Origin of the sequence: Agrococcus sp. SCSIO52902 (assembly GCF_022983135.1) — a bacterium.
GTDB classification, from domain to species: domain Bacteria; phylum Actinomycetota; class Actinomycetes; order Actinomycetales; family Microbacteriaceae; genus Agrococcus; species Agrococcus sediminis.
In genome coordinates this window covers 2,499,655-2,520,491 of record NZ_CP095269.1, presented here as the reverse complement: position 1 = coordinate 2,520,491, position 20,837 = coordinate 2,499,655, and the positions used below count along the sequence as shown (strand labels likewise).

Annotated in this window: 17 protein-coding genes; 5 read left to right on the top strand and 12 right to left on the bottom strand. The window is 68.6% G+C overall.

Annotation, left to right across the window (positions count from 1 at the left end; genetic code table 11):
- Positions 1–116: 116 nt before the first annotated feature.
- Positions 117–551 (bottom strand): universal stress protein, encoded by a 435-nt coding sequence (locus MU522_RS12410; protein ID WP_246991416.1) that lies wholly within the window; start codon positions 549–551, stop codon positions 117–119.
- A gap of 391 nt (positions 552–942) precedes the next feature.
- On the opposite strand from MU522_RS12410, the gene MU522_RS12405 reads away from it, so the two are divergent.
- Genes MU522_RS12405 through MU522_RS12390 form a run of 4 tightly spaced genes read left to right on the top strand, consistent with a single transcriptional unit; the run spans position 943 to position 10,290 of the window.
- The gene (locus tag MU522_RS12405; protein ID WP_246991414.1) at positions 943–3,477 is read left to right on the top strand and encodes a heavy metal translocating P-type ATPase; all 2,535 of its coding nucleotides are present in this window, start codon (positions 943–945) and stop codon (positions 3,475–3,477) included.
- A 48-nt stretch (positions 3,478–3,525) separates the two neighbouring features.
- Positions 3,526–5,955, top strand: a complete 2,430-nt coding sequence (locus MU522_RS12400; protein WP_246991412.1) for a phosphoketolase family protein — start codon at positions 3,526–3,528, stop codon at positions 5,953–5,955.
- A 1-nt stretch (position 5,956) separates the two neighbouring features.
- Complete coding sequence (locus MU522_RS12395; protein WP_246991411.1) at positions 5,957–9,175, top strand: beta-phosphoglucomutase family hydrolase; 3,219 nt, start codon at positions 5,957–5,959, stop codon at positions 9,173–9,175.
- A gap of 35 nt (positions 9,176–9,210) precedes the next feature.
- Positions 9,211–10,290: a type II glyceraldehyde-3-phosphate dehydrogenase gene (locus MU522_RS12390; protein WP_246991410.1), complete on the top strand. Its 1,080-nt coding sequence runs from the start codon at positions 9,211–9,213 to the stop codon at positions 10,288–10,290.
- An 18-nt stretch (positions 10,291–10,308) separates the two neighbouring features.
- On the opposite strand, the gene MU522_RS12385 is transcribed toward MU522_RS12390, so the two are convergent.
- From MU522_RS12385 to MU522_RS12365, 5 genes are all read right to left on the bottom strand, one after another.
- The gene (locus tag MU522_RS12385) at positions 10,309–10,626 is read right to left on the bottom strand and encodes a metal-sensitive transcriptional regulator (protein ID WP_128189844.1); all 318 of its coding nucleotides are present in this window, start codon (positions 10,624–10,626) and stop codon (positions 10,309–10,311) included.
- Positions 10,626–12,896 carry a heavy metal translocating P-type ATPase gene (locus tag MU522_RS12380; protein WP_240671363.1) on the bottom strand — a complete coding sequence of 757 codons (2,271 nt, stop codon included), beginning with the start codon at positions 12,894–12,896 and terminating at the stop codon, positions 10,626–10,628. Before MU522_RS12380 ends, MU522_RS12385 begins: the two co-directional genes overlap by 1 nt.
- Before the next feature lie 69 nt (positions 12,897–12,965).
- A complete protein-coding gene (locus tag MU522_RS12375) occupies positions 12,966–13,238 on the bottom strand; it encodes a YHS domain-containing protein (RefSeq protein ID WP_128189842.1) in 273 nt (90 codons plus the stop codon).
- Between the two features lie 11 nt (positions 13,239–13,249).
- A complete protein-coding gene (locus MU522_RS12370; protein ID WP_240671362.1) occupies positions 13,250–14,287 on the bottom strand; it encodes an HAD-IC family P-type ATPase in 1,038 nt (345 codons plus the stop codon).
- Positions 14,288–14,349: 62 nt separating this feature from the next.
- Positions 14,350–14,772: a heavy metal-responsive transcriptional regulator gene (locus MU522_RS12365; protein WP_128189841.1), complete on the bottom strand. Its 423-nt coding sequence runs from the start codon at positions 14,770–14,772 to the stop codon at positions 14,350–14,352.
- A gap of 84 nt (positions 14,773–14,856) precedes the next feature.
- Between MU522_RS12365 and merA the strand changes: the two genes are divergently transcribed.
- A complete protein-coding gene (gene merA / locus MU522_RS12360; protein WP_128189840.1) occupies positions 14,857–16,224 on the top strand; it encodes a mercury(II) reductase in 1,368 nt (455 codons plus the stop codon).
- 59 nt (positions 16,225–16,283) lie between these two features.
- Here merA and MU522_RS12355 read toward each other — a convergent pair whose 3' ends face one another.
- The 6 genes from MU522_RS12355 to MU522_RS12330 all read right to left on the bottom strand — a co-directional run bounded on the left by MU522_RS12355 (position 16,284) and on the right by MU522_RS12330 (position 20,453).
- On the bottom strand, positions 16,284–16,739 hold the full coding sequence (locus tag MU522_RS12355) for an IS3 family transposase (protein ID WP_246991409.1): 456 nt from the start codon (positions 16,737–16,739) through the stop codon (positions 16,284–16,286).
- Positions 16,736–17,020, bottom strand: coding sequence for a transposase (locus MU522_RS12350; RefSeq protein ID WP_246991408.1), 285 nt, complete (start codon positions 17,018–17,020; stop codon positions 16,736–16,738). The genes MU522_RS12355 and MU522_RS12350 overlap by 4 nt, the downstream gene beginning before the upstream one ends.
- 22 nt (positions 17,021–17,042) lie before the next feature.
- Positions 17,043–17,318: a hypothetical protein gene (locus tag MU522_RS12345; protein ID WP_281440007.1), complete on the bottom strand. Its 276-nt coding sequence runs from the start codon at positions 17,316–17,318 to the stop codon at positions 17,043–17,045.
- A 1,444-nt stretch (positions 17,319–18,762) separates the two neighbouring features.
- On the bottom strand, positions 18,763–19,404 hold the full coding sequence (gene lspA / locus MU522_RS12340) for a signal peptidase II (protein ID WP_246991397.1): 642 nt from the start codon (positions 19,402–19,404) through the stop codon (positions 18,763–18,765).
- Between the two features lie 99 nt (positions 19,405–19,503).
- A complete protein-coding gene (locus tag MU522_RS12335) occupies positions 19,504–20,097 on the bottom strand; it encodes a cadmium resistance transporter (protein WP_246991386.1) in 594 nt (197 codons plus the stop codon).
- Entirely contained in the window at positions 20,094–20,453 is a 360-nt protein-coding gene (locus MU522_RS12330; RefSeq protein ID WP_128190383.1) for a metalloregulator ArsR/SmtB family transcription factor, read from the bottom strand. Before MU522_RS12330 ends, MU522_RS12335 begins: the two co-directional genes overlap by 4 nt.
- Positions 20,454–20,837: the final 384 nt, after the last annotated feature.

Genomic DNA, 20,837 nt, shown 5'->3' with positions numbered 1-20,837 from the left:
GCCGTTCGATGAGAACACTTTCGACCGACAGGTCGGGGTTCTCGAGCCGCCGTGAGCACCGACGGTATCCAACCGCCCTCAATTGGCGCTGCCGTAGCGCTTCCCGGGGAACGGGTTCAGTGACGCCGGTCGCGCACGACCATCACGGAGCACCCTGCGTGGTGGACGACCTGCGTCGACACCGACCCCAGTAGGAGGCCACCGAAGCCGCCATGTCCGCGGGATCCGATCACCACGATGTCGGCCTGCTTGGAGGCATCGATCAGCACGGCAGAGCCCGAACCGTGCACCACCTCTGCTGTCACGTCGACGCCCTCATGTGGGACCTTGCCCAGGACCAGTGCCTGGGTGTGCCGCGCGGCGGCCTCGACGTTCGAGTCGTTCAAGACGCCCTCCATGCCGGCGACCACCAGCGGGTACTGCCAGGCGGTCAGCACCCGGACGGTCGCGCGTCGGAGACGGCCTTCTGTGATCGCCCAAGCGAGAGCCAGCTCGGACAGTCGCGAACCATCCACTCCGACCGCGATACGGAATTGCTCATCCTTCGCCACCAGACCACCTCCGCGGGACGCATCGCGTGTCCATCATTTCGTCACCCTACTCCCGCCCGCGCGCCGACGGTCCTGCGAGCACCCGATGCTGGGATCCCAGTGCGGTCTGCAGCGCGTCGCGAGGCTCTCGACCTGCTCGACGCTGACTGGCCAGAGCCGTTCGATGGGGACACCCTCGACCGACAGCTCTCCACACCGAGACTCGCGATCAAGAGCTGCGCGCCTTTGTCAAGAGCTGCGCGCCTTTGTGTAAAGTGCGGAGTAGCGCATGTGAGCGGGAGACTCGACCGAGCGGAGCATTGACAGACTGAACGGGCGGTCACGCCCGAAGACGGGGGCCAGTTCGGCCCAGGTCGCTCAGCTGTCGATCTCCTGAGGGGGATGGACGGGCATGAGCGAGAGAACACGTACCGCAGTCATCGAGGTGGCGGGCGTCCACTGGGGCTCGTCGAAGGCTGTCGCTGAGGCCACCCTGTCCCGCCAGCCGGGTGTGCTGCAGGTGGAAGTGAATCCCGTCTCGCAGACGGCGAACGTCACCTTCGACCCGGCCATGACTTCCATCGCCGATCTGGCGAAGTGGGTGCGCGAGTGCGGATATCACTGCGCCGGCCAGTCCGTGCCCGACCACATCTGCGACCCGATGGACGACGGCGGATCCGGCGGCGCGGCCCATGCCGGTCATGCCGTTGCCGGAGACCATTCGGGCCACGGCGCGGCTGCCGTCACGGCAGCGCCGACGCAGGACCGTGCTGACCACACAGGCCACGCCGGCGCCGCTGCCCGCGCCGGAGCTGGTCCGGACAGTGAGACCAGGGACGCCGGCAGCCATGAGGGCCACGGCACGCCCGTCACCCGGAACGCGCAGGAGGTCATGGGCCACGGAGGCGGGCACGGCGCGTCCATGGCGTCGATGATCCGCGACATGCGGAACCGCTTCCTGGTCGCGGCGCTCCTCTCGGTGCCGATCACGTTGTGGTCCCCCATCGGGCGTGAGGTCTTGGGCTTCAGCGTCCCTGCACCGTTCGGGCTCCGTGACGATGTCTTCATGCTCATCCTCTCGATCCCGGTGATGTTCTACTCCGCCTGGATCTTCTTCGATGGCGCCTACCGGGCGCTGAGGGCTCGGACGCTCGACATGATGGTGCTCGTCTCCGTGGGCGTTGGTGCCGGTTGGCTCTACAGCCTCGTCGTCACCCTGACGGGCGGCGGCGAGGTGTTCTACGAAGCAGCCACGGTGCTGGCCACCTTCGTGCTGCTCGGCCACTGGGTCGAGATGCGGGCGAGGGGCGGCGCCAACGATGCCGTCCGCACGCTGCTCGAGCTGGCGCCCTCGCAGGCTGTGGTGATCCGCGACGGGGAGACCGTCGAGGTTCCCACGGCCGAGGTCATGCCGGGAGACCTGATGCTCGTGCGCCCGGGCTCGAAGGTCCCCACCGACGGTGTGGTCGAGGACGGCGAGTCGGAGATCGACGAGTCGATGGTCACCGGCGAGAGCCTCCCGGTGGCCAAGTCCCCGGGCGCCGACGTGATCGGCGCGTCGGTGAACACCTCCGGCACGCTGCGGATCCGCGCGACCAAGGTCGGTGCGGACACCGCGCTGGCGCAGATCGTCGCGCTCGTCCAGGAGGCGCAGAACTCGAAGGCCCCGGGACAGCGGCTGGCAGACAAGGCAGCGTTCTGGCTCGTGTTCGTCGCCCTCATCGGTGGATCGGCCACGTTCCTCACTTGGTGGCTCGCGGGAGCGGGCGTGCCGCAGGCCATCCTCTTCGCCATCACCGTCGTGGTCATCACCTGCCCCGACGCCCTCGGCTTGGCGACCCCCACCGCGATCATGGTCGGCACCGGCCTGGGCGCCCAGCGCGGCGTCCTGTTCAAGAACGCCACAGCCCTGGAGACCGCTGCCGGCATCGACACCGTGGTGATCGACAAGACCGGGACCCTGACCAAGGGTGAGCCGGAAGTCACTGACTTCATCGCCAAGGGCATCGACGAGGACGAGCTGCTGGCTCTCGTCGCTGCCGTGGAACGGGAATCGGAGCACCCGCTGGCCGGTGCCGTCGTCAACTACGCCGTTGCCCGTGGGGTGCCGGCGACGGCCGCCACCGCGTTCCGGAACGTTCCAGGGCACGGCGCGGGGGCGACCGTGAACGGGAGTAAGGTCTTCGTCGGCAATCGCAAGCTGATGATCGCCGAAGGCATCGACATCGCACCCGTGGCAGAGGAGCGGGAGAGGCTCGCCTCGACCGGCCGCACGGCGGTCCTGGTGGCGGTGGACGGCAAGGCGGCCGGCGTCATCGCCCTGGCCGATGCCGTGCGAGAGACGGCGGCCCCTGCCGTCGCGGCCATGCACGAGGCGGGCATCGAGGTGGTCATGCTCACCGGCGACAACGAAGCGACCGCGAAACGGATCGCCGCGCAGCTCGGCATCGACAGCGTCATCGCGGAAGTGCTGCCGGGCGACAAATCCGCGAAGGTGGCGGAGCTGCAGAAGGCCGGCAAGCGGGTCGCGATGGTCGGCGACGGAGTCAACGATGCCCCCGCGTTGGCGCAGGCAGACTTGGGCATCGCGATCGGGGCCGGCACCGACGTCGCCATCGAGACCGCGGATGTCGTGCTGATGCGCTCCGATCCGTTGGATGTGCCCATCGCGCTGCGCATCGGCAAGGGCACCGTGCGCAAGATGCGACAGAACCTTGCCTGGGCGATCGGGTACAACGTCATCGCGCTGCCGATCGCCGCCGGCGTCTTCTACCCCGCGTATGGCATCATGCTCAGCCCGGAGATCGCCGCCATCTCCATGTCGGGCTCCAGCGTGATCGTCGCCGTCAACGCCCTCCTGCTGAAGCGGCTCCGCCTGCCGGAACAGGGAAACGCCACCGCGAGCGCGACGAAGAGCCGGCCGTCCCCGGCGCCGAGCCTCCGGTAGGGGCGATCGCACCATGACGACCGACCAACGTCGCAGGCAGGAGTTCGCATGAACGCTCAGGACAAGACCGCTCCGGCGCCCGTCCTCGACCCTCAGCAGCTGGATCGCATCCACGCATGGTGGCGGGCGGCGAACTACCTGTCGGTGGGCCAGATCTATCTGATGGGCAATCCGCTGCTGCGCGAGCCGCTGCTGCCGGAGCACGTCAAGCCGCGACTGCTTGGCCACTGGGGGACGACGCCCGGGTTGAACTTCATCTACGCGCACCTGAACCGCGCGATCATGGAACGCGACCTGGACACGATGTACGTCATGGGCCCTGGGCACGGCGGCCCCGGGCCCGTGGCGGCGGCATGGCTGGAAGGGACGTACAGCGAGACCTATCCGAACGTGTCGCAGGATGCCGCGGGGATGCACCGGCTGTTCCAGCAGTTCTCCTTCCCAGGCGGCATTCCGAGCCATGTCGCCCCGGAGACTCCTGGCTCCATCCACGAGGGCGGGGAGCTGGGGTATGCGCTCTCCCACGCCTATGGGGCAGCCTTCGACAACCGGGACCTCATCGTGGCAGCGGTCGTGGGCGACGGCGAGGCCGAGACCGGCCCGCTGGCCGCCAGCTGGCACTCGAACAAGTTCATCGATCCTGCCCGCGACGGCACGGTGCTGCCGATCCTCCACCTGAACGGCTTCAAGATCGCCAACCCGACGGTCCTGGCCCGGATCGACCGCGATGAGCTGGATGGTCTGCTGCGGGGCTACGGCCACACGCCGTACTACGTCGAGGGCGACGACCCCGAGCAGATGCACCAGGACTTCGCCAGGATCCTCGATGCCTGCCTGGACGAGATCGCGCACATCAAGCGTCGCGCCGCCGAGGACGGTGGGACGGACCGACCTCGTTGGCCCATGATCGTGCTGCGGTCCCCGAAGGGGTGGACGGGCCCGGCTGAGGTGGACGGGCAGAAGGTCGAGGGCTCCTGGCGCTCCCACCAGGTGCCGTTCAGCGCGGCGCGCGAGAACGACAGCCACCGGCAGGTGCTGGAGGATTGGCTGCGCAGCTACCGGCCCGAGGAGCTCTTCGACGAGGCCGGAGCCCCGGTCGAAGCGATCCGCTCGCTGCATCCGGGCGGCACACGGCGGATGAGCGCCAGCCCGCACGCCAATGGCGGTGTCCTGCTCCGTGACCTGCGGATGCCCGACTTCCGCGACTACGCCGTGCCGGTGAGCCGACCGGGCACCGGGGCGGTGGAGTCGACGCGCGTGCTGGGCGAGATGCTGCGGGACGTGATGGCGCGGAACATGCACAACTTCCGGGTCTTCTCCCCGGATGAGAACAACTCCAACCGGCTGGGCCCCGTGCTGGAAGCGACCGACAGGACATGGAACGCACGGACGGTGCCGGAGGACGATCATCTGGCCCGTGACGGCCGGGTGATGGAGATCCTGTCGGAGCACACCTGCCAGGGCTGGCTGGAAGGCTACCTGCTGACGGGGCGACACGGATTCTTCTCCTGCTACGAGGCGTTCGTGCACATCGTCGATTCGATGTTCAATCAGCACGCCAAGTGGCTGGACACCACCAACGGCATCGAGTGGCGCCGGCCGGTCGCCTCCTTGAACTACCTCCTCACCTCTCATGTGTGGCGGCAGGACCACAATGGCTTCTCCCATCAGGATCCGGGCTTCATCGACCACGTCATCAACAAGAAGCCCGAAGTCATCCGCGTCTACCTGCCGCCGGACGCGAACACGCTGCTGTCTGTCGCTGATCACTGCCTGCGCAGCCGTCAGTACGTCAACGTGATCGTGGCCGGCAAGCAGCCGCAGCTGCAGTACCTCGACATGGACTCCGCCGTCGTGCACTGCACCAAGGGCGTCGGCATCTGGGACTGGGCGAGCTCGGACGCGGACGTTGCGCCCGATGTCGTGATGGCCTGCGCCGGGGACGTGCCCACGATGGAGACCCTCGCTGCCGTCGAGATCCTGCGCGCCCGCTTCCCCGATCTGCGGATCCGGGTGGTCAACGTCGTCGACCTGATGCGGCTGCAGGACGACGCCGAGAACCCGCACGGCCTGGCTGACGGCGACTTCGACGCGCTGTTCACCACCGACACGCCGGTGATCTTCGCCTACCACGGCTACCCGTGGCTGATCCACCGGCTCACCTACCGGCGCACCAACCACCACAACTTCCATGTCCGTGGCTACAAGGAGGAGGGGACCACGACGACACCGTTCGACATGTGCGTCCTCAACCAGATCGATCGCTTCAACCTGGCGATCGACGTCATCGACCGGGTGCCGAGGCTGCGTGCGACGTCCGGGCACGTGCGCGAGGAGCTCAAGGACAAGCTGATCGAGCACAGCCAGTACATCCGCGCCCATGGCGAGGACATGCCCGAGATCAGGGAGTGGCAGTGGTCGCCGGCCTCGGGTCCCGCGAACCGGGCGCCGGACGAGCCGCGCGAGGAGCCCGCCTAGCATGGGGCTGTCAGGCCATGCCGAAGAGGTCCGCGCGCTCGGGCGCGCTGGGCATGGCGCGGCACTGCCCTACGCGGCCGTCCTGTTCGATATGGACGGAGTGGTCACCCAGACCGCCGCCGTGCATGCGGCGGCGTGGAAGCAGCTCTTCGACGACGTTCTCCGGGATCCACGGGTCACCGGAGACGCCGCGAGGCGGCCGTTCGACGAGGGCTCGGACTACCGGCGCTACGTCGACGGCCGGCAGCGGGAGGATGGAGTGGTCGCCTTCCTCGCCTCCCGTGGCATCGAGCTTCCCGACGGCACTCCGGACGACGGGCCGGAGGCGTGGTCCGTCCATGGCCTCGGCGCCCGCAAGAACGCGTTGTTCCTCGAAGCCGTGAGCCGCGACGGCGTCCACGCCTACCCGGGAACCGTGGCATTGCTGGAGCGGCTCCGCGCCGGCGGGATCCCCGTGGGCCTGGTCACGGCCAGCCGCAACGCCCGTGCAGCCCTCGCCGCCGCCGGGCTCGAGGTCGACTTCGACGTGATCGTCGACGGGCAGACCGCCGCGGACGCGAATCTGCCCGGGAAGCCGGATCCGGCGATGTTCCTCGAGGCCGCTCGCCGTCTCGGGGTGCCACCAGGAGCTGCTGCTGTCGTCGAGGATGCGGTCGCCGGCGTTCGGGCCGGCCGCCGCGGTGGCTTCGGACTGGTGGTCGGCATCGATCGCACGGGGAACCGCGAGCAGCTGGAGATGGCCGGTGCCGATGTCGTGCTCGGGGATGCCTCGGAACTGGACCTCGGTGCTACCCGCACCGACCCGTGGACGCTGGTCTACGAAGGATTCGATCCGGCGCACGAGGGTCACAGAGAAGCACTGACGGCGCTGGGCAACGGATACATGGCCACCCGGGGTGCGCGCCCGGAGCGCCGCGACGACGGCGTCCACTACCCCGGCACCTACCTGGCGGGGGTCTACAACCGGGCCGCCGGCGTGATCCACGGTCGCGAGCTGGAGGAGGAGCACCTGGTCAACGTCCCCAACTGGCTCCCTCTCGACATCCGCATCGGTGATGGCCCGTGGTGGTCGACCGGAGAGATCGCCGCCTCGGACGAGCGGACCGAGCTCGACCTGCGCCGCGGTGTGCTGACTCGCCGGGCCACCTTGGCCGGGCCGGAGGGGGAACGTCTCACGCTCGTGCAGCGGCGGCTCGTCTCCATGCACAACCCGCATCTGGCGGGCCTGGAGACCACCATCACAGCCGACGGTTTCAGCGGCCGCGTGACGGTTCGGGTCGGCATCGACGCCGGCGTGATGAACGGCAACGTCCGCACCTACGCCAGCACACAGCACCTCGTGGATCCCGGGTTCAGTGAGCCGGACATCGGAACGGTCCTCTGCGACGTGCGCACGAGTCAGAGCCGGATCGGCATCGCCGTCGCGGTCAGGACGACGTTCGACGACGGCGCAGCGGTGACGTCGCACGACGCCGAACGCGACGGCGGACGGCACCGGCGGCAGTTCGAGCTCCTGCTCACCGACGGGCGACCGGTCACGGTCGACAGGGCCGCGGCGGTCGCGACCTCTCGTGACGGCGCCATCACCTCCCCGGCGGACGCCGCGCTCGCGGAGCTCTCCCGCAACGACGGCGGCTTCGCCGCGCTGCTGGCAGATCACGAGGCGGCGTGGCGGCGCCTGTGGGCCCGTTTCGCCGTCACCCTCGATGCTGACCGGCAGTCCAGCCTGATCCTCAACCTGCATGTGTTCCACCTGCTGCAGACGATCTCCGCACACGGCGCCGCGCTGGATGCAGGGGTGCCTGCGCGGGGCCTGCACGGAGAGGGCTACCGCGGGCACGTCTTCTGGGACGAGCTGTTCGTCGTGCCCGTCATCGGGATGCGGCTCCCGCCGCTCAGCCGGGCGCTCCTCGAGTACCGGTGGCGCCGGCTGGGTGCTGCCCGGACCGCTGCCCGCGCGCACGGACTCGAAGGGGCGCTCTTCCCGTGGCAGAGCGGGAGCGACGGGCGCGAAGAGACTCCGACTCAGCTGTACAACGCCCGCTCCGCCCGCTGGATGCCGGACAACTCCGTCCGTCAACGCCATGTCGGACTTGCTGTCGCCTACAACGCGTGGCAGCACTTCCAGACCACCGGTGACCGCGACTGGCTCGCCGCCCGCGGCGCGGAGCTCATCGTCGAGGTCACCCGGATGTTCGCATCCTTCGCGGAATGGGACCCAGTCACCGAGCGGTACCACATCGACGGTGTGATGGGACCCGATGAGTACCACGACGGCTACCCCGACGCGCCCGGCGCCGGGCTGCGCGACAACGCGTACACCAACGTGATGCTGTCCTGGCTCTGCGACCGCGCCGCCGACGTCCTGCGGGAGCTGCGGGGCCACCCCGGCGACGACCTCGCCGACCGGCTGCGCATCACCGCAGAGGAGATCGACCAGTGGTCCCGACTCGGCAGTCGCCTCGCCGTCCCCTTCCACGCCGATGGCGTGATCAGTCAGTTCGAAGGCTACGAAGATCTTCTCGAACTCGACTGGCCCCGCTATCGCGCCGCGTACGGCAACATCGGGCGGCTGGACCTGATCCTCGAGGCCGAGCACGACATGACCGACCGGTACAAGCTGTCCAAGCAGGCGGATGTGCTGATGCTGATCTACCTCCTGGGACCCGCAGGCGTGCTCGACCAACTGCATCGGCTCGGCTATCAGTGCACCGAACAGGAGCTGGAGCGCACGGTCGCGTATTACCTCCCACGCACCGCGGACGGCTCGACCCTCAGCCGCGTGGTGCACGCCTCGGTGCTGTCGCGATTCGACGAGGTCCGCGCCTGGTCGACCTTCCGCGAGGCCTTGGTCGCGGACCTGGACGACACGCAAGGCGGCACCACCCGTGAAGGGATCCATCTCGGAGCCATGTCCGGGACGATCGACATCGTAATCCGCGCCTTCGCAGGCCTGCGAACGGAGGCGAACGCGCTGACTTTCGACCCGAGACTGCCCGCCCATCTTGGGCGGGCACGCTTCCAGGTCGGATACCGGGGTCATCGGATCGACGTGTCCGTGCGCGCCGATCTGCTGTCGGTCTCTCTGCAGCCGTGCAACGCGCCGCCCGTCCGGGTCGGCGTGACAGGACGCTACGCGCTGCTCGCCGGAGGGGAAGCACGGGAGTTCCCGCTGGCGCCACGCATGCGCCCGGAAGGCGTGGGCGGCGCTCCAACCTGAATGATGCAGCACACCACGAACCGGAAGGATCAGCAATGAGCACGATCAGAGTGGCCGTCAACGGATACGGAGTGATCGGAAAGCGGGTCGCCGATGCGGTGAAGCTGCAACCAGACATGGAGTTGGTGGGCATCGCCGATGTCGCGACCGATTGGCGCATCAGGGCCGCCGCTGGGAGGGCGCCGATCTTCGGCGCGACTGTCGAGGCGGTCGACGGCATGCGTGCGGCGGGACTCGACATCGCCGGAACGCTGCAGGACCTCATCGGCGGTGCCGACATCGTGGTGGACACCACTCCCAAGCACGTCGCGGCCGGGAACCTCGACCGGTACCGGGAGGCCGGCGTCAAGTTCGTGCTCCAAGGCGGAGAGTCGCATGAGACGACCGGGCACTCGTTCGTCGCGCAGGCGAACTACGACAGTGCCCTCGGCCGGGAGAGCACCCGCGTGGTGTCGTGCAACACCACGAGCATCGTCCGCGTGCTCGGCGCACTGCAGGACGCGGACCTCCTTGCCAAGGCTCGAGGCGTGCTCATCCGCCGCGCGACCGACCCGTGGGAATCGCACCTGGGTGGCATCATGAACACCATGGTTCCCGAAGCGACCATCCCCTCACATCAGGGACCGGACGCGCAAACCGTGCTGCCGGACCTCGACCTCATCACCATCGCGGCGAAGGGGGCCCACACGCAGACGCACAACCACTATTGGACGCTGCAGCTGACGAGGAACGCGAGCAGGGATGAGGTGCTCGACGCGTTCCGTGCCGCGCCGCGCATCGCCTTCATTCGAATGTCGGACGGACTCGTCGCGCTGAACTCCACGATCGAACTTATGCGGGACCTCGGTCGACCACGAGGCGACATGTGGGAGGTGGCGCTCTGGGAGGACCTCATCACCGTGAACGGCGACGAAGTGTATCTCACCTACCAGGTCTTCAACGAGGCCATCGTCGTGCCCGAGACCATCGACGCGATCCGCGCGCTGACCGAGAGCGCCCCCGATGCAGCCACCTCCATGCACATCACCGACACCACCCTCGGGATGCGGCGGGACTTCCTGACCATGCCGCTGGGCACGTCGGAGTCGACAAGCCGTCCATCGACGGCCCGATAGTCATCCCCATCGAGCGGTTCAGCGGATGAGTCGTCCGATGGCTTGCGATGCTTCGCGGATCTTCTCTTCGGCGACGTCGTCGCCGGCACGGGCGGCGTCGGCGACGCAGTGGCGCAGGTGGTCCTCGAGGAGCCCGACGGCGACGTTCTGCAGCGCGCCGGTGAGGGCGGAGATCTGGGTGAGGATGTCGATGCAGTACTGCTCTTGATCGACCATGCGGTGGATCCCGCGTGCCTGTCCGTCGATCCGCCGGAGTCGCGCGAGGTATCGGGCTTTGTCGATGATGTAGCCGTGCTCGCTCTGATCGCAGGTGGTGGGAGTGGTGGTGTCCGTCATCATGCTCTCCGGTCGGATGCGCTCATCGATTGGAGGATGGCTTGCGTGGTGGCGGCGGGTCGAAGGTCGAGGCGCCGCAGCAGCTGCGCGTTGAGCGCCACGACGATCGTCGAGAGCGACATCAGGACGGCGCCGACGGACATCGGCAGCACGAAGCCGATGGGTGCGAGAACACCGGCCGCCAGCGGCACGGAGATGAGGTTGTAGCCGGCTGCCCACCAAAGGTTCTGCTTCATCTTCCGGTAGGCGGCGCGGGAGAGCTCGATCACCGAGAGCACGGAGCGGGGGTCGTCGCTTGCGAGGATGACGCCGGCGGATGCGATCGCGACATCGGTGCCGGCGCCGATCGCTAGCCCCACATCCGCCTGGGCGAGGGCCGGGGCGTCGTTCACGCCGTCTCCGACCATCGCGACCTTCCGGCCCTCGCGCTGCAGCTCCTGCACCTTTGCAGCCTTGTCCTCGGGACGGACGCCGGCGAAGAAGCGGTCGATGCCCAGCTCCTCCGCGACCGAGCGCGCAACTGCCTCGGCATCGCCGGTGATCAAGACGACCTGCACGTCGAGCGCGTGCAGCGCTTCGATCGCCTCGCGCGACTCCGTGCGGATCTCGTCGGCGAGCTTGAGCGCTCCGATGACCTGGCCGTCCTGGATCACGTGGAGGATGATCGCCCCATCGGAGCGCCATCGGTCGGCGGCACCGAGCTCTTCCGCGTGCTCCTCGGTCAGCAGGTGCGGTCCGCCGACGCGGACGGTCGCGCCGTCGACGGTCGCGGTGACGCCGACGGCAGGGGACGAGGAGAAGTCGCTGCTGCGCGGAACGGCCAGGTTCTTCGCGCCAGCCGCCCGGACGATCGCCTTGGCGAGCGGGTGCTCGCTGTCGGTCTCCGCGGCCGCAGCCAGAGCAAGCACATCATCGGGCTCGTGCCCCTCGGTGACGGCGATGTCGGTCACGGTCGGCTCGCCCTTCGTGAGGGTGCCGGTCTTGTCGAACAGCACCGTGTCGACGGTGCGCATGCTCTCGAGCGCGAGGCGATCCTTGACGAGCACACCGCCGCGGGCGGCACGCTCGGTGGCGATGGAGACCACCAGCGGGATGGCCAGGCCGAGCGCGTGGGGGCACGCGATGACGAGCACGGTGATCGTGCGGACGACTGCCGCGTCCGGGAGGCCGACGAGCGTCCAGACAATCGCGGTGATCGCTGCCGCGCCCAGCGCGAACCAGAACAGCCATCCGGCGGCGGTGTCGGCCAGGCGTTGCGCTCGGGAGGAGGAGTTCTGGGCGTCCGTGACCAGGCGTTGGATGCCTGCGAGGGCGGTGTCGTCGCCGGTGGCGGTCACTTCGACGCGGATGCCGGAATCGGTGGCGACGGTGCCGGCGGTGACGTTCTCGCCGATGCTGCGGGAGACGGTCCGGGACTCGCCGGTGACCATCGACTCGTCGATCGCTGCGCGGCCGTCGATGATCATGCCGTCCGCGGGCACGCTGCCGCCGGGCCGGACGACGATGATGTCCCCGACGACGAGCTCGGATGGTGAGACCTGGACGATCTGGTCGTTCTCGACCCGTTCGGCCTCGTCCGGCAGCAGGGCCGCGAGCGAGTCCAGAGCGGAGGTGGTCTGCGCGAGCGAGCGCATCTCGATCCAGTGGCCGAGCAGCATGATCACGATCAGCAGCGCGAGCTCCCACCAGAAGTCGAGCTCGTGGTGCAGCAGTCCGAGGCTGGCGCCCCAGGAGGCGATGAACGCGACGGTGATCGCGAGGCCGATCAACAGCATCATGCCGGGCTTGCGAGCGCGGAGCTCGCTGACGGCGCCGGTCAGGAAGGGCTTGCCGCCCCACACGTACATGATCGTGCCGAGCACCGGGGAGACCCAGGCCAGGCCCGGGATGTCCGGGAGCGTGTAGCCGACGATCATCGCGAACATGCCCGAGAGCGCGACGGTCGGGACCGCCAGGGCCAGCATGATCCAGAACAGTCGACGGAACTGCCCGACGTGATCGGCGTGACCGCCGTGTTCGCCATCTGCGCCGTGGCCGGCGTGGCCCGCATGCGACATGTGGCTTCCCTCATGGGAGTCGCTCGTGGCCGCACCGTCGGAGGCCGCGGCCGCGTGACCTCCCACCCGATCGTGCGCACCCGCCGGCTGAGGCTGATGGTGATCATGGCCCGCGTGGTCGGACCCGTTGGCCTCGATCGGGGCGGCGGCGTGGTGCGCGTGGAGCTGGTCGGGATCCGTGTGGTCGGGCCGGCGCTCATGCGGGTTGGTCATGGTCTCATCCTCTCGGGTACGGGGAAGCCGTGCCGGACCTCTCTGGAGCCAGGCCCGGCACGGTGCGGCTCATGCCGCGGTGGCGTACTTCGCGGGATCGGCGTCGAACAGGGGCCCGCAGGCGGCGCAGCACAGGTAGTAGCGCGTGCCCTCGTAGTCGCGGACGAGGCCTGCAGCCTCGGCGTCCGCCTTCAGGACCGTGCTGCCGGCCATCACCGGGCACTCGGCGATGTCACCCGCGGCTGCGCCGTGACCATGAGCATCGGTGGCGCTGTGGCTGTGGCTGTGATCCTCGTGGTTGCTGTGGTCGTGGTTGTGGTCGTGACCGGTGGTGTTGGACATGGGGGTTCCTCTCAGTGATGGGTGTCGACTGCTGCCGACCGTGCCGCGGGCCGTGGCGCGGTCGTGGCTGTCGGTGCGGGGTCCACCGCCTCGCTCTTGAAGCTGCGGAGGCGGAGGCTGTTGCCGACGACGAAGACGCTGGAGAACGCCATCGCCGCGCCGGCGAGCATGGGGTTGAGGAGGCCGAGCGCCGCGAGCGGGATGGCGGCGACGTTGTAGGCGAAGGCCCAGAACAGGTTGCCCTTGATGGTGCCGAGCGTCTTCCGGGAGAGCCGGATGGCGTCGGCGGCGCTGCGCAGGTCGCCGCGGACGAGGGTGATGTCGGAGGCTTCGATCGCGACGTCGGTCCCGGTGCCCATCGCGAGGCCGAGGTCGGCCTGGGCGAGGGCGGCGGCGTCGTCGACCCCATCGCCGACCATTGCGACGGCCTTGCCCTCGCGCTGCAGCCGGGTGATGACGTCGACCTTGCCCTGCGGTAGGACCTCGGCGATCACGTCGGTGATGCCGACCTCGGCGGCGATCTGCTCGGCCACGGTCTGGTTGTCGCCGGTGAGCAGCACGGGCGTGAGGCCCAGGCGCTTGAACTGCGCCACGGCGGCCGCGCTCGTGGGCTTGATCGTGTCGGCGACGACGAGCACGCCGCGCGCTTGACCGTCCCAGCCGACGGCGATCGCGGTCTTCCCCTGGCGCTCGGCCGTGGCCTTCGCCTCGGCGAGCTCGGTAGATAGGTGCAGGGACCAGTCGGCCAGCAGCGAGGCCCGGCCGACGATCACTGCGTGCCCGTCGACGACGCCCTGCACGCCCTTGCCCTCGATGTTCGTGAAGCCTTCCGGGGCGGGCAGTGTGCCGAGCTCCTGCACGGCGGCTTTCGCAACGGCTTGAGCGATCGGGTGCTGCCACTCCCTCTCGCGTCCCCTAGCGAGGGTCAGGTCCGTTCGCAGCGCGTGGGCCAACCACGACTCAGTCCAGCTAAGCCGTGGAAGTCCGGAGGTCGTCACCAGCGTGGCGCAGTTCAGGTCCGGCGTCGCTAGCAACAACGATCGGATCATTCGGATGGGCAGGGCGCGGAACTCGCCTCGGATGCGGTCCCGGGCGGACTCGCATCGGGGCGTCAGCCGGGCGAGGCGCCCTCGTGGGCGGCGGTCGGGATGACGTGGCAGACCAGTGCCGGGTCGCACTGGGCAGGGTCGAGGGTATTCGCACGTTGGCCCAGTCGACGTACCTGCGTGAGCAGAGCAGTCAGTTCTGAGATGCGCCGCTGGAGCTCAACGGCGTGCTGCTCCAGCAGAGCAGCGACGTGCTGGCAGGGTGCTCCGCTGCTGTCGCGGGCGGAGATGACGTCGCGGATCTGGGCGAGCGTTAGCCCTGCCGCCTGCGCCGCCTTGACAAACGCGATCCTGTCCACGGCGCCGTGGTCGTACGCCCGGTAACCAGAGGCTTGTCTGGTAGGCGCTGGCAGTACCCCGGTGGTCTCATAGAACCGGATGGTCTTGGCGGTCACGTCGGCCGCTGCGGCCAGCTCCCCGATGCGCATGTTTGATCGTACGCCTTGACCTTCCCCCGTGCTGGAACGTTTACGGTCAGGGAGACCCGCGGAAGCAGCGAAGGAGCACACACTATGGACGAATACGACCTCATCGTCATCGGCACCGGAGGTGCCGCGATGGCCGCCGGTATCGAAGCCCGCTCGCAAGGCAAGAGCGCGCTGCTCGTCGAGCACGGCCACCTAGGAGGCACATGCCTAAACACCGGGTGCATACCGAGCAAGAACCTCCTCGCGGCTGCCGGCCAGCGCCACGGTGCCGGGGCGAACCCGTTCCGCGGCGTGGCGACCACTTCGGGTGGAGTAGCGATGGACGCGTTGCTGAGCGACAAGCAGGAGCTGATCGAGCATCTGCGCCAGGCTAAGTACGCCGACGTTGCCGAGGCACACGGGTTCCCCATCATCTACGGGCACGCCGAGTTCATCGATGAGCAGACGCTGCGGGTCGACGGGCGGGAACTACGGGCACCGGCGTACGTCGTGGCCACCGGCGCCGCGCCGCACATCCCCAACCTTCCCGGCATGGCGGACGTGGACTACCTGACCTCCACTACGGCGATGGAGCAGCGCGACCTGCCGGCATCCATGGTGGTGGTCGGTGGTGGGTACGTGGGTCTGGAGCAGGCCCAGCTGTGGGCACACCTGGGCGTGGAAGTCACGCTCGTCGGACGGCTTGCGCCGCACACCGAGCCTGAAGTCGCCAACGTACTGCGGGGTGTGTTCGACGACGAGGGGATCACATTGGTGGAGGAGCACGCTAGCGAGGTAGCGCGCAGTGCAGAGGGTGTCGTGGTCACCACGCGCAGCGGCGTGCAAGCACACGGGCAGCGGCTCCTCGTCGCAACCGGCCGATTCGCCGACACCGGCGGCCTCGGACTGGGCCTCGCGGGCGTCCGAACCGATGAGCGGGGGTTCGTCGTCGTCGACGACAACCAGCGAAGCACGAACCCGCGGGTCTTCGCTGCCGGCGACGTCTCCGGGGTGCCACAGTACGTCTACGTCGCTGCGCAGACCGGTCGCGTTGCTGCGGCTGGCGCGTTGGGCCAGTCGTCGACCGTGGACTACCGCGGCCTACCGGGGGTGACGTTCACGACTCCTCAGATCGCCAGCGCGGGGCTCACCGAAGAGCGCGCGCTTGAGCTCGGCTACGCCTGCGACCGCCGCGTCCTCAGCGCACGTGACCTTCCGCGGGCGCTGGTCAACCAGGACACTCGCGGGGTGCTCAAGCTCGTGATCGACGCCAAGACTCGCAAAGTTCTCGGCGTTCACGCAGCCCTCGACGGCGCCGGCGACGTGATGCTCGCTGCCACGTATGCAATCAAGTTCGGCCTCACGGTCGACGACGTAGCCGACACGTGGGCGCCCTACCTCACCATGAGCGAGGCGCTGCGCATCACCGCGGGCCTCTTCCGCTCCGACATCCCCACCAGCTGCTGCGCGTAGGCCGAATCGCTCCCGCACATGCCCGCAAGCGGCTGACTGCTGCAGCGGTTCAGCCCACGCTATCCCGCCGGACTCGCAGCGGGAGCCTGCCCCGGTTTCCCGGACACGTTCTCTGTGTCGATCATGCCGCGGCGGTCCGGACGGTCGGCGACGAACCGTCGGCGCACGAGATCGTCGTGCGTCGCGGGTGCTGGCCGCCATCCCCGCCGCTTCCGGCGATGGCAGACACCCGCCAGCCCGTCGCCGCGCATCAGCCGCGCGATGCGCTTGCGCCCGACGTGGATGCCGAGCCCGAGCCGCAGCTCCGCGTGCACTCTCGGCGCCCCGTATGTGCCCCGCGAGTCGATGTGCGCGCGGCGGATCGCCCGCAGCAGTTCAGCATCAGGGATCGCTCGGGCCGATGCCGGCCGGGCGAGCCAGTCGTAGTAGCCGGACGTGGAGGCCCTCAGCACCCGGCACGTCACCGCGACGGGGAAGCCGTCACGGCGCAGCTCGTGGACGAGCCGGAAGCTCATTTTGGGAGGGCGTTCTCCCTCGCGAAGTAGGCGCTGGCGCGCTTGAGGGTCTCGTTCTCCATCTCGAGCACCCGGTTCTTGCGCCGCAGCTCGACCAGCTCGCGCTTCTCCGCCGTCGTCAGGCCCCCCGCGCGGCCCGAGTCGACGTCGTCCTGCGCCATCCACCGGCGCAGGCACGACTCGCTGATCCCGAGCCCTCTCGCGGTCGCGGCGACCGGCTCGCCCTGCGCGACCAGGTCCAAAGCTCTCCGCCGGAACTCCGGCGACTTCGGTGCAGGCATCCCCGCCCCCTTCCCGAGACGATCATCGCCTCAGCCCAGGTGTCCGCGAAAGCGGGGCAGGCTCCAGGCGTTGGCTGATGGCGAGTGAGCGAATCACATCCCCGGTGACGACGCCGCCAGCATTGCGGATTAGGTGGGCGTCGCCCTCCCGCAGCCCGAGCAAGCCGTAGGGATTGAGCCGGGCATCCATGCAGGCGACGACAGCGACCTGTCGGCCGGGCGGCATCGGTAGGTCGCCATTGGCGAAAGTGGAGGCGTACCGCTCGGCGCTCGCAAGCAGTTCATCGGTGACGGTCATCGTCGCCCTCCTATCTGGACGTTTTGTCGCGCGTTACCTCTTGTGCAAGCTGCGTCCAACTCCCCGACGACACCCATAACGCTCCAGCGCCGCGGAGTCCGGCGAAGCGAACGCCCTTGGTCCAACCTTGGCGCCCGCGGTGCAGAATTCGACATCGACACCGAACGGTGGCCACCCGGGCAAGCGAGCAGAGCTCGGAGTCAGCAGCAATCCGTACAGTTCGTACAGGTCATGTCTTTGATGTGCCGCACCGTCGCCCCGAAGTTGGCGAACGTCATCGTTTGATCGTTACACATGCATGTCACGGTCGGTGGGGTTCCCCTTCCGCCGACGTCCATCTGCGCGCACATGGCGACCATCTGACCGAACGCGTCATCGGCCTGCGCCCTCGTCGGCGACAACGTCATCAGCCCGGCGCTCGCGACAAGAGTGCGACGAAGCGGAGCAAATTTCTCATAGCTGCGAACCTTTCCGCCGGACGCCGCCACCGATCGCTTCCTGTGAACTGGGTGACGGACGCAACTTCGATGCGTGATTCGATCTCCGCTCGAACCCCTGTCAACCCCGCCGACCTCACCCGCCGGTTCGTCGACATCCAGACCTGCCTCATCCACCTCGCCGCCGCCAAGACCGACGCCCTCAGCCCAGCCGTTTCGCGAGCAAGACCAGATGAGGCACGCGAGAACCTTTCGCGAGCATCTTGACGTGAGGCACTACGGACGACGACGTGCCTCAGCTTCTTTGAGCGCGTGCGTTGAGCTGGTGCCTCAGGTTCGTTGAGCCCGTAGCCAGGGTTCGGGCAGCGCGACGATCTACGCGTCCGCTCACCGCTGCGCGCATGGGCGGCACCTCGCGAAGAGGACGGGCAGTTCGTCCTCCGAAAGCGGCCGCCGCCTCCGGGCAACCAAGGCGGTTCACGCCCGGCGGCGGGTCACTTTGCTCCTTCGCGCAGGCGTTCCGCACACCCCTGCCTGGTCGATCCGACGCCGACCTCGACTCTTCCGCCGCCGGCGGACGCGTCCGTAGCGGCGGGTAGAGAGCCTCGACCCGCCCCGGCGGGCGCCGCCGCAGTGTCCGCCAGGCAGACCCCACGACTCATAGTCGTGTGATTCGCAGCTTGAGTTGGCGCCGAAGCCGGCGTCAGTCGTGCACGCCCGGCAGCTCGTCGCCGCTCGTCGGCCGCTCGACGTGGGGAGTGACTTCGGCGTAGCCGCAGCGGCGGCATCGGTCCTCCTGCAGCGCCGTTCCGCAGTCCGGGCATGCCTCGATGGGGATCAGGTCGAACGGGCCGTCTATGGCGTCACGCTACGCCCAAGGCGGCTGGGGGAGACGGCGTGCAGCACGGCCGTCCCCGCGCGTGCGGGCCGCAGACGAAGGGCGAGGTCGAGCGCTTCAACCGCAACAGCAGAATCCGCCGGCGCGGCGCCTGGTTGACGTCGTGTCGCTATGCGATCGACTGCGGTGCGTGCGGGGGACGCATCCGCTTGCCGTTGAAGGCCAGGATCACGCACAGGGCCATACCGGCGAAAACGAAGACGTCTGCGACGTTTCCGATGAACCAGTCGGCGTAGGCGATGAAGTCGACCACGTGGCCCCGGCCGGGACCGGGTGCTCGTGCCAGGCGATCGATCACGTTTCCCAAGGCGCCGCCGAGGATGAGTCCGAGTCCCACTGCCCACGGCAGCGATGTCGTCCTCCAGGTGAGCGAAGCGGCGACGGCGGAGCCGGCAATGGCTACGACGGTGATGATCGGTGTGGCGCTCGCGCCGAGCGAGAACGCCGCGCCGGGGTTGAATGCCAGCTGAAGAGCGAGCAGGTCGGCGAGCAATGGATGCCGCTCGCCCATGGTGAGCGTCGCTTCTGCCCAGACTTTGGTGAGCTGATCGATTGATACCGCTAAGAGGGCCACAACGAACCCCAGCACCGCCGCCCGACGCCGTCGTCGGTCGTCCCGTGGCGGGGCGGTGGCGTGGGCAGCAGTGGAGGACGCTCCCATGTCGGCGGCCTGCGTCACGTCGCCATCCGCCAGGAGTGCCCGCGACTCGTGCGGGTCCGCAGCCTCGGGCGTCGTCTGGTTCGCATCCAATGAATGTGCATCCTTCGCTGTATCGATTGTGCTGTGCGGGACGGACCGTCCGCACCTCGGTGCCGCCACACATGCACGGCGGTCCACATCCCCGTCGCGTCAGAGTCCGAACGCTCCGCCGCTGACCAGAATGAAGATGCCGAGGCCGATCAGGACGATCGGGAACACGATGTGCTCCCAGCGCTCCAGCGCCTCCGCGATGGGCCGGCGGGTTGCAACGAACTTGGCCATGCCCACCAGCACCGCGACCAGCACCAGGAACACGACGCAGTAGGCGATCACGGCTGCGGTGCCCACACTGAGGAAGACCGGGACGTAGACGCCGATGTTGTCCCCGCCGTTGGCGAAGGTCACCGCGGCCACGGTCCATACGGCAACCTTTTTGCCTTCGACCTTCGCGTCGTCGTCGTCGTCCCCGCGCCAAGCCTGCCAGGCGGCCCACACGCCCAGGCCCAGCGGGATGAGGCCGAAGTACGGGATGACCTCCGGGGGCAGGAACGCCCCGGCCCCTAGAGCCACCAGCACGGCCGCACCGAGGATGCCAATGAAGCCGAGGTACTGGCCGACCAGGATGCGGGCGGTGGCGCCGCGCTCACCGGCCCCTCGGGCGAAGAACAGCGAAAGAATGATGATGTCGTCGATGTTGGTGGCGAGGAACAGGCCGATCGCTTGCAGGACCGAGGAGAGGATCATGCGCCCGCCCCCGCGTCGCAGCGACCGGGCACCGAGCAGGCCGGGTCGAGGCAGGGTGCGTCCTCGTTGACGGCGAGGGTGGTATCGACCAGCGCGGTCAGTGCCCGCGACAGGTGCGGGTCCGCGATCTCATATCGCGTCTGCCGACCCTCGTGTATGGCGACCGCGATGCCGCAGTCGCGCAGGCACGCCAGATGGTTCGACACGTTCGAGCGCGTCAACCCCAGGGCTTCGGCAAGCTCCGCCGGGTGAGCCGGCGCATCGAGGAGGGTCAGCAGTATCCGCGATCGAGTTGGGTCGTACATGGCTCGCCCCAACCGATTCATCACATCCACACGAGAGGCAGTAGTCAGCATGCGCTGAACTATACAGTACTGACTGAACTGGGAACGGCACCGGTGCTGTCCGGTTCTTCATCGACATGGCGGCCTCGGCGCCCAGGAGCTTCGGCATCCTTCGCTCGCAAGGAGCGAATCGCCCTCGGCGGCAGGCGCGAACCAGATCGCTGCAGGTCTGCCTGGGCTCGGCAGACAGTCCAGCGGCCGTCATCGTCGAGGGGCCGGTTGGGGCGGCGTAGCGACCGTCGCTGACGGCGACCGCCTTGAGCCCAGGACGTCCCGATCGAGGGGCCGGTGAGCCGCGCCAGGACCGGCGCCGGGAGTTCCTGGACGAGCGAGACCACCGCGCCGGTTCGGGCAGAACGCACGCGTACACCGACCGCTTTGAGGCGGTCGGTGAGG

Excerpts from the sequence above, each read along its gene's own strand:
- merA (WP_128189840.1), top strand. The coding sequence starts at position 14,857 with ATGGACGAATACGACCTCATCGTCATCGGCACCGGAGGTGCCGCGATG.
- MU522_RS12390 (WP_246991410.1), top strand. The coding sequence starts at position 9,211 with ATGAGCACGATCAGAGTGGCCGTCAACGGATACGGAGTGATCGGAAAG.
- MU522_RS12405 (WP_246991414.1), top strand. The coding sequence starts at position 943 with ATGAGCGAGAGAACACGTACCGCAGTCATCGAGGTGGCGGGCGTCCAC.
- MU522_RS12380 (WP_240671363.1), bottom strand. The coding sequence starts at position 12,896 with ATGACCAACCCGCATGAGCGCCGGCCCGACCACACGGATCCCGACCAG.
- MU522_RS12330 (WP_128190383.1), bottom strand. The coding sequence starts at position 20,453 with ATGCTGACTACTGCCTCTCGTGTGGATGTGATGAATCGGTTGGGGCGA.
- MU522_RS12355 (WP_246991409.1), bottom strand. The coding sequence starts at position 16,739 with ATGAGCTTCCGGCTCGTCCACGAGCTGCGCCGTGACGGCTTCCCCGTC.
- MU522_RS12395 (WP_246991411.1), top strand. The coding sequence starts at position 5,957 with ATGGGGCTGTCAGGCCATGCCGAAGAGGTCCGCGCGCTCGGGCGCGCT.
- MU522_RS12335 (WP_246991386.1), bottom strand. The coding sequence starts at position 20,097 with ATGATCCTCTCCTCGGTCCTGCAAGCGATCGGCCTGTTCCTCGCCACC.
- MU522_RS12385 (WP_128189844.1), bottom strand. The coding sequence starts at position 10,626 with ATGACGGACACCACCACTCCCACCACCTGCGATCAGAGCGAGCACGGC.
- MU522_RS12365 (WP_128189841.1), bottom strand. The coding sequence starts at position 14,772 with ATGCGCATCGGGGAGCTGGCCGCAGCGGCCGACGTGACCGCCAAGACC.
- MU522_RS12375 (WP_128189842.1), bottom strand. The coding sequence starts at position 13,238 with ATGTCCAACACCACCGGTCACGACCACAACCACGACCACAGCAACCAC.
- MU522_RS12345 (WP_281440007.1), bottom strand. The coding sequence starts at position 17,318 with ATGACCGTCACCGATGAACTGCTTGCGAGCGCCGAGCGGTACGCCTCC.
- MU522_RS12370 (WP_240671362.1), bottom strand. The coding sequence starts at position 14,287 with ATGATCCGATCGTTGTTGCTAGCGACGCCGGACCTGAACTGCGCCACG.
- MU522_RS12400 (WP_246991412.1), top strand. The coding sequence starts at position 3,526 with ATGAACGCTCAGGACAAGACCGCTCCGGCGCCCGTCCTCGACCCTCAG.
- MU522_RS12350 (WP_246991408.1), bottom strand. The coding sequence starts at position 17,020 with ATGCCTGCACCGAAGTCGCCGGAGTTCCGGCGGAGAGCTTTGGACCTG.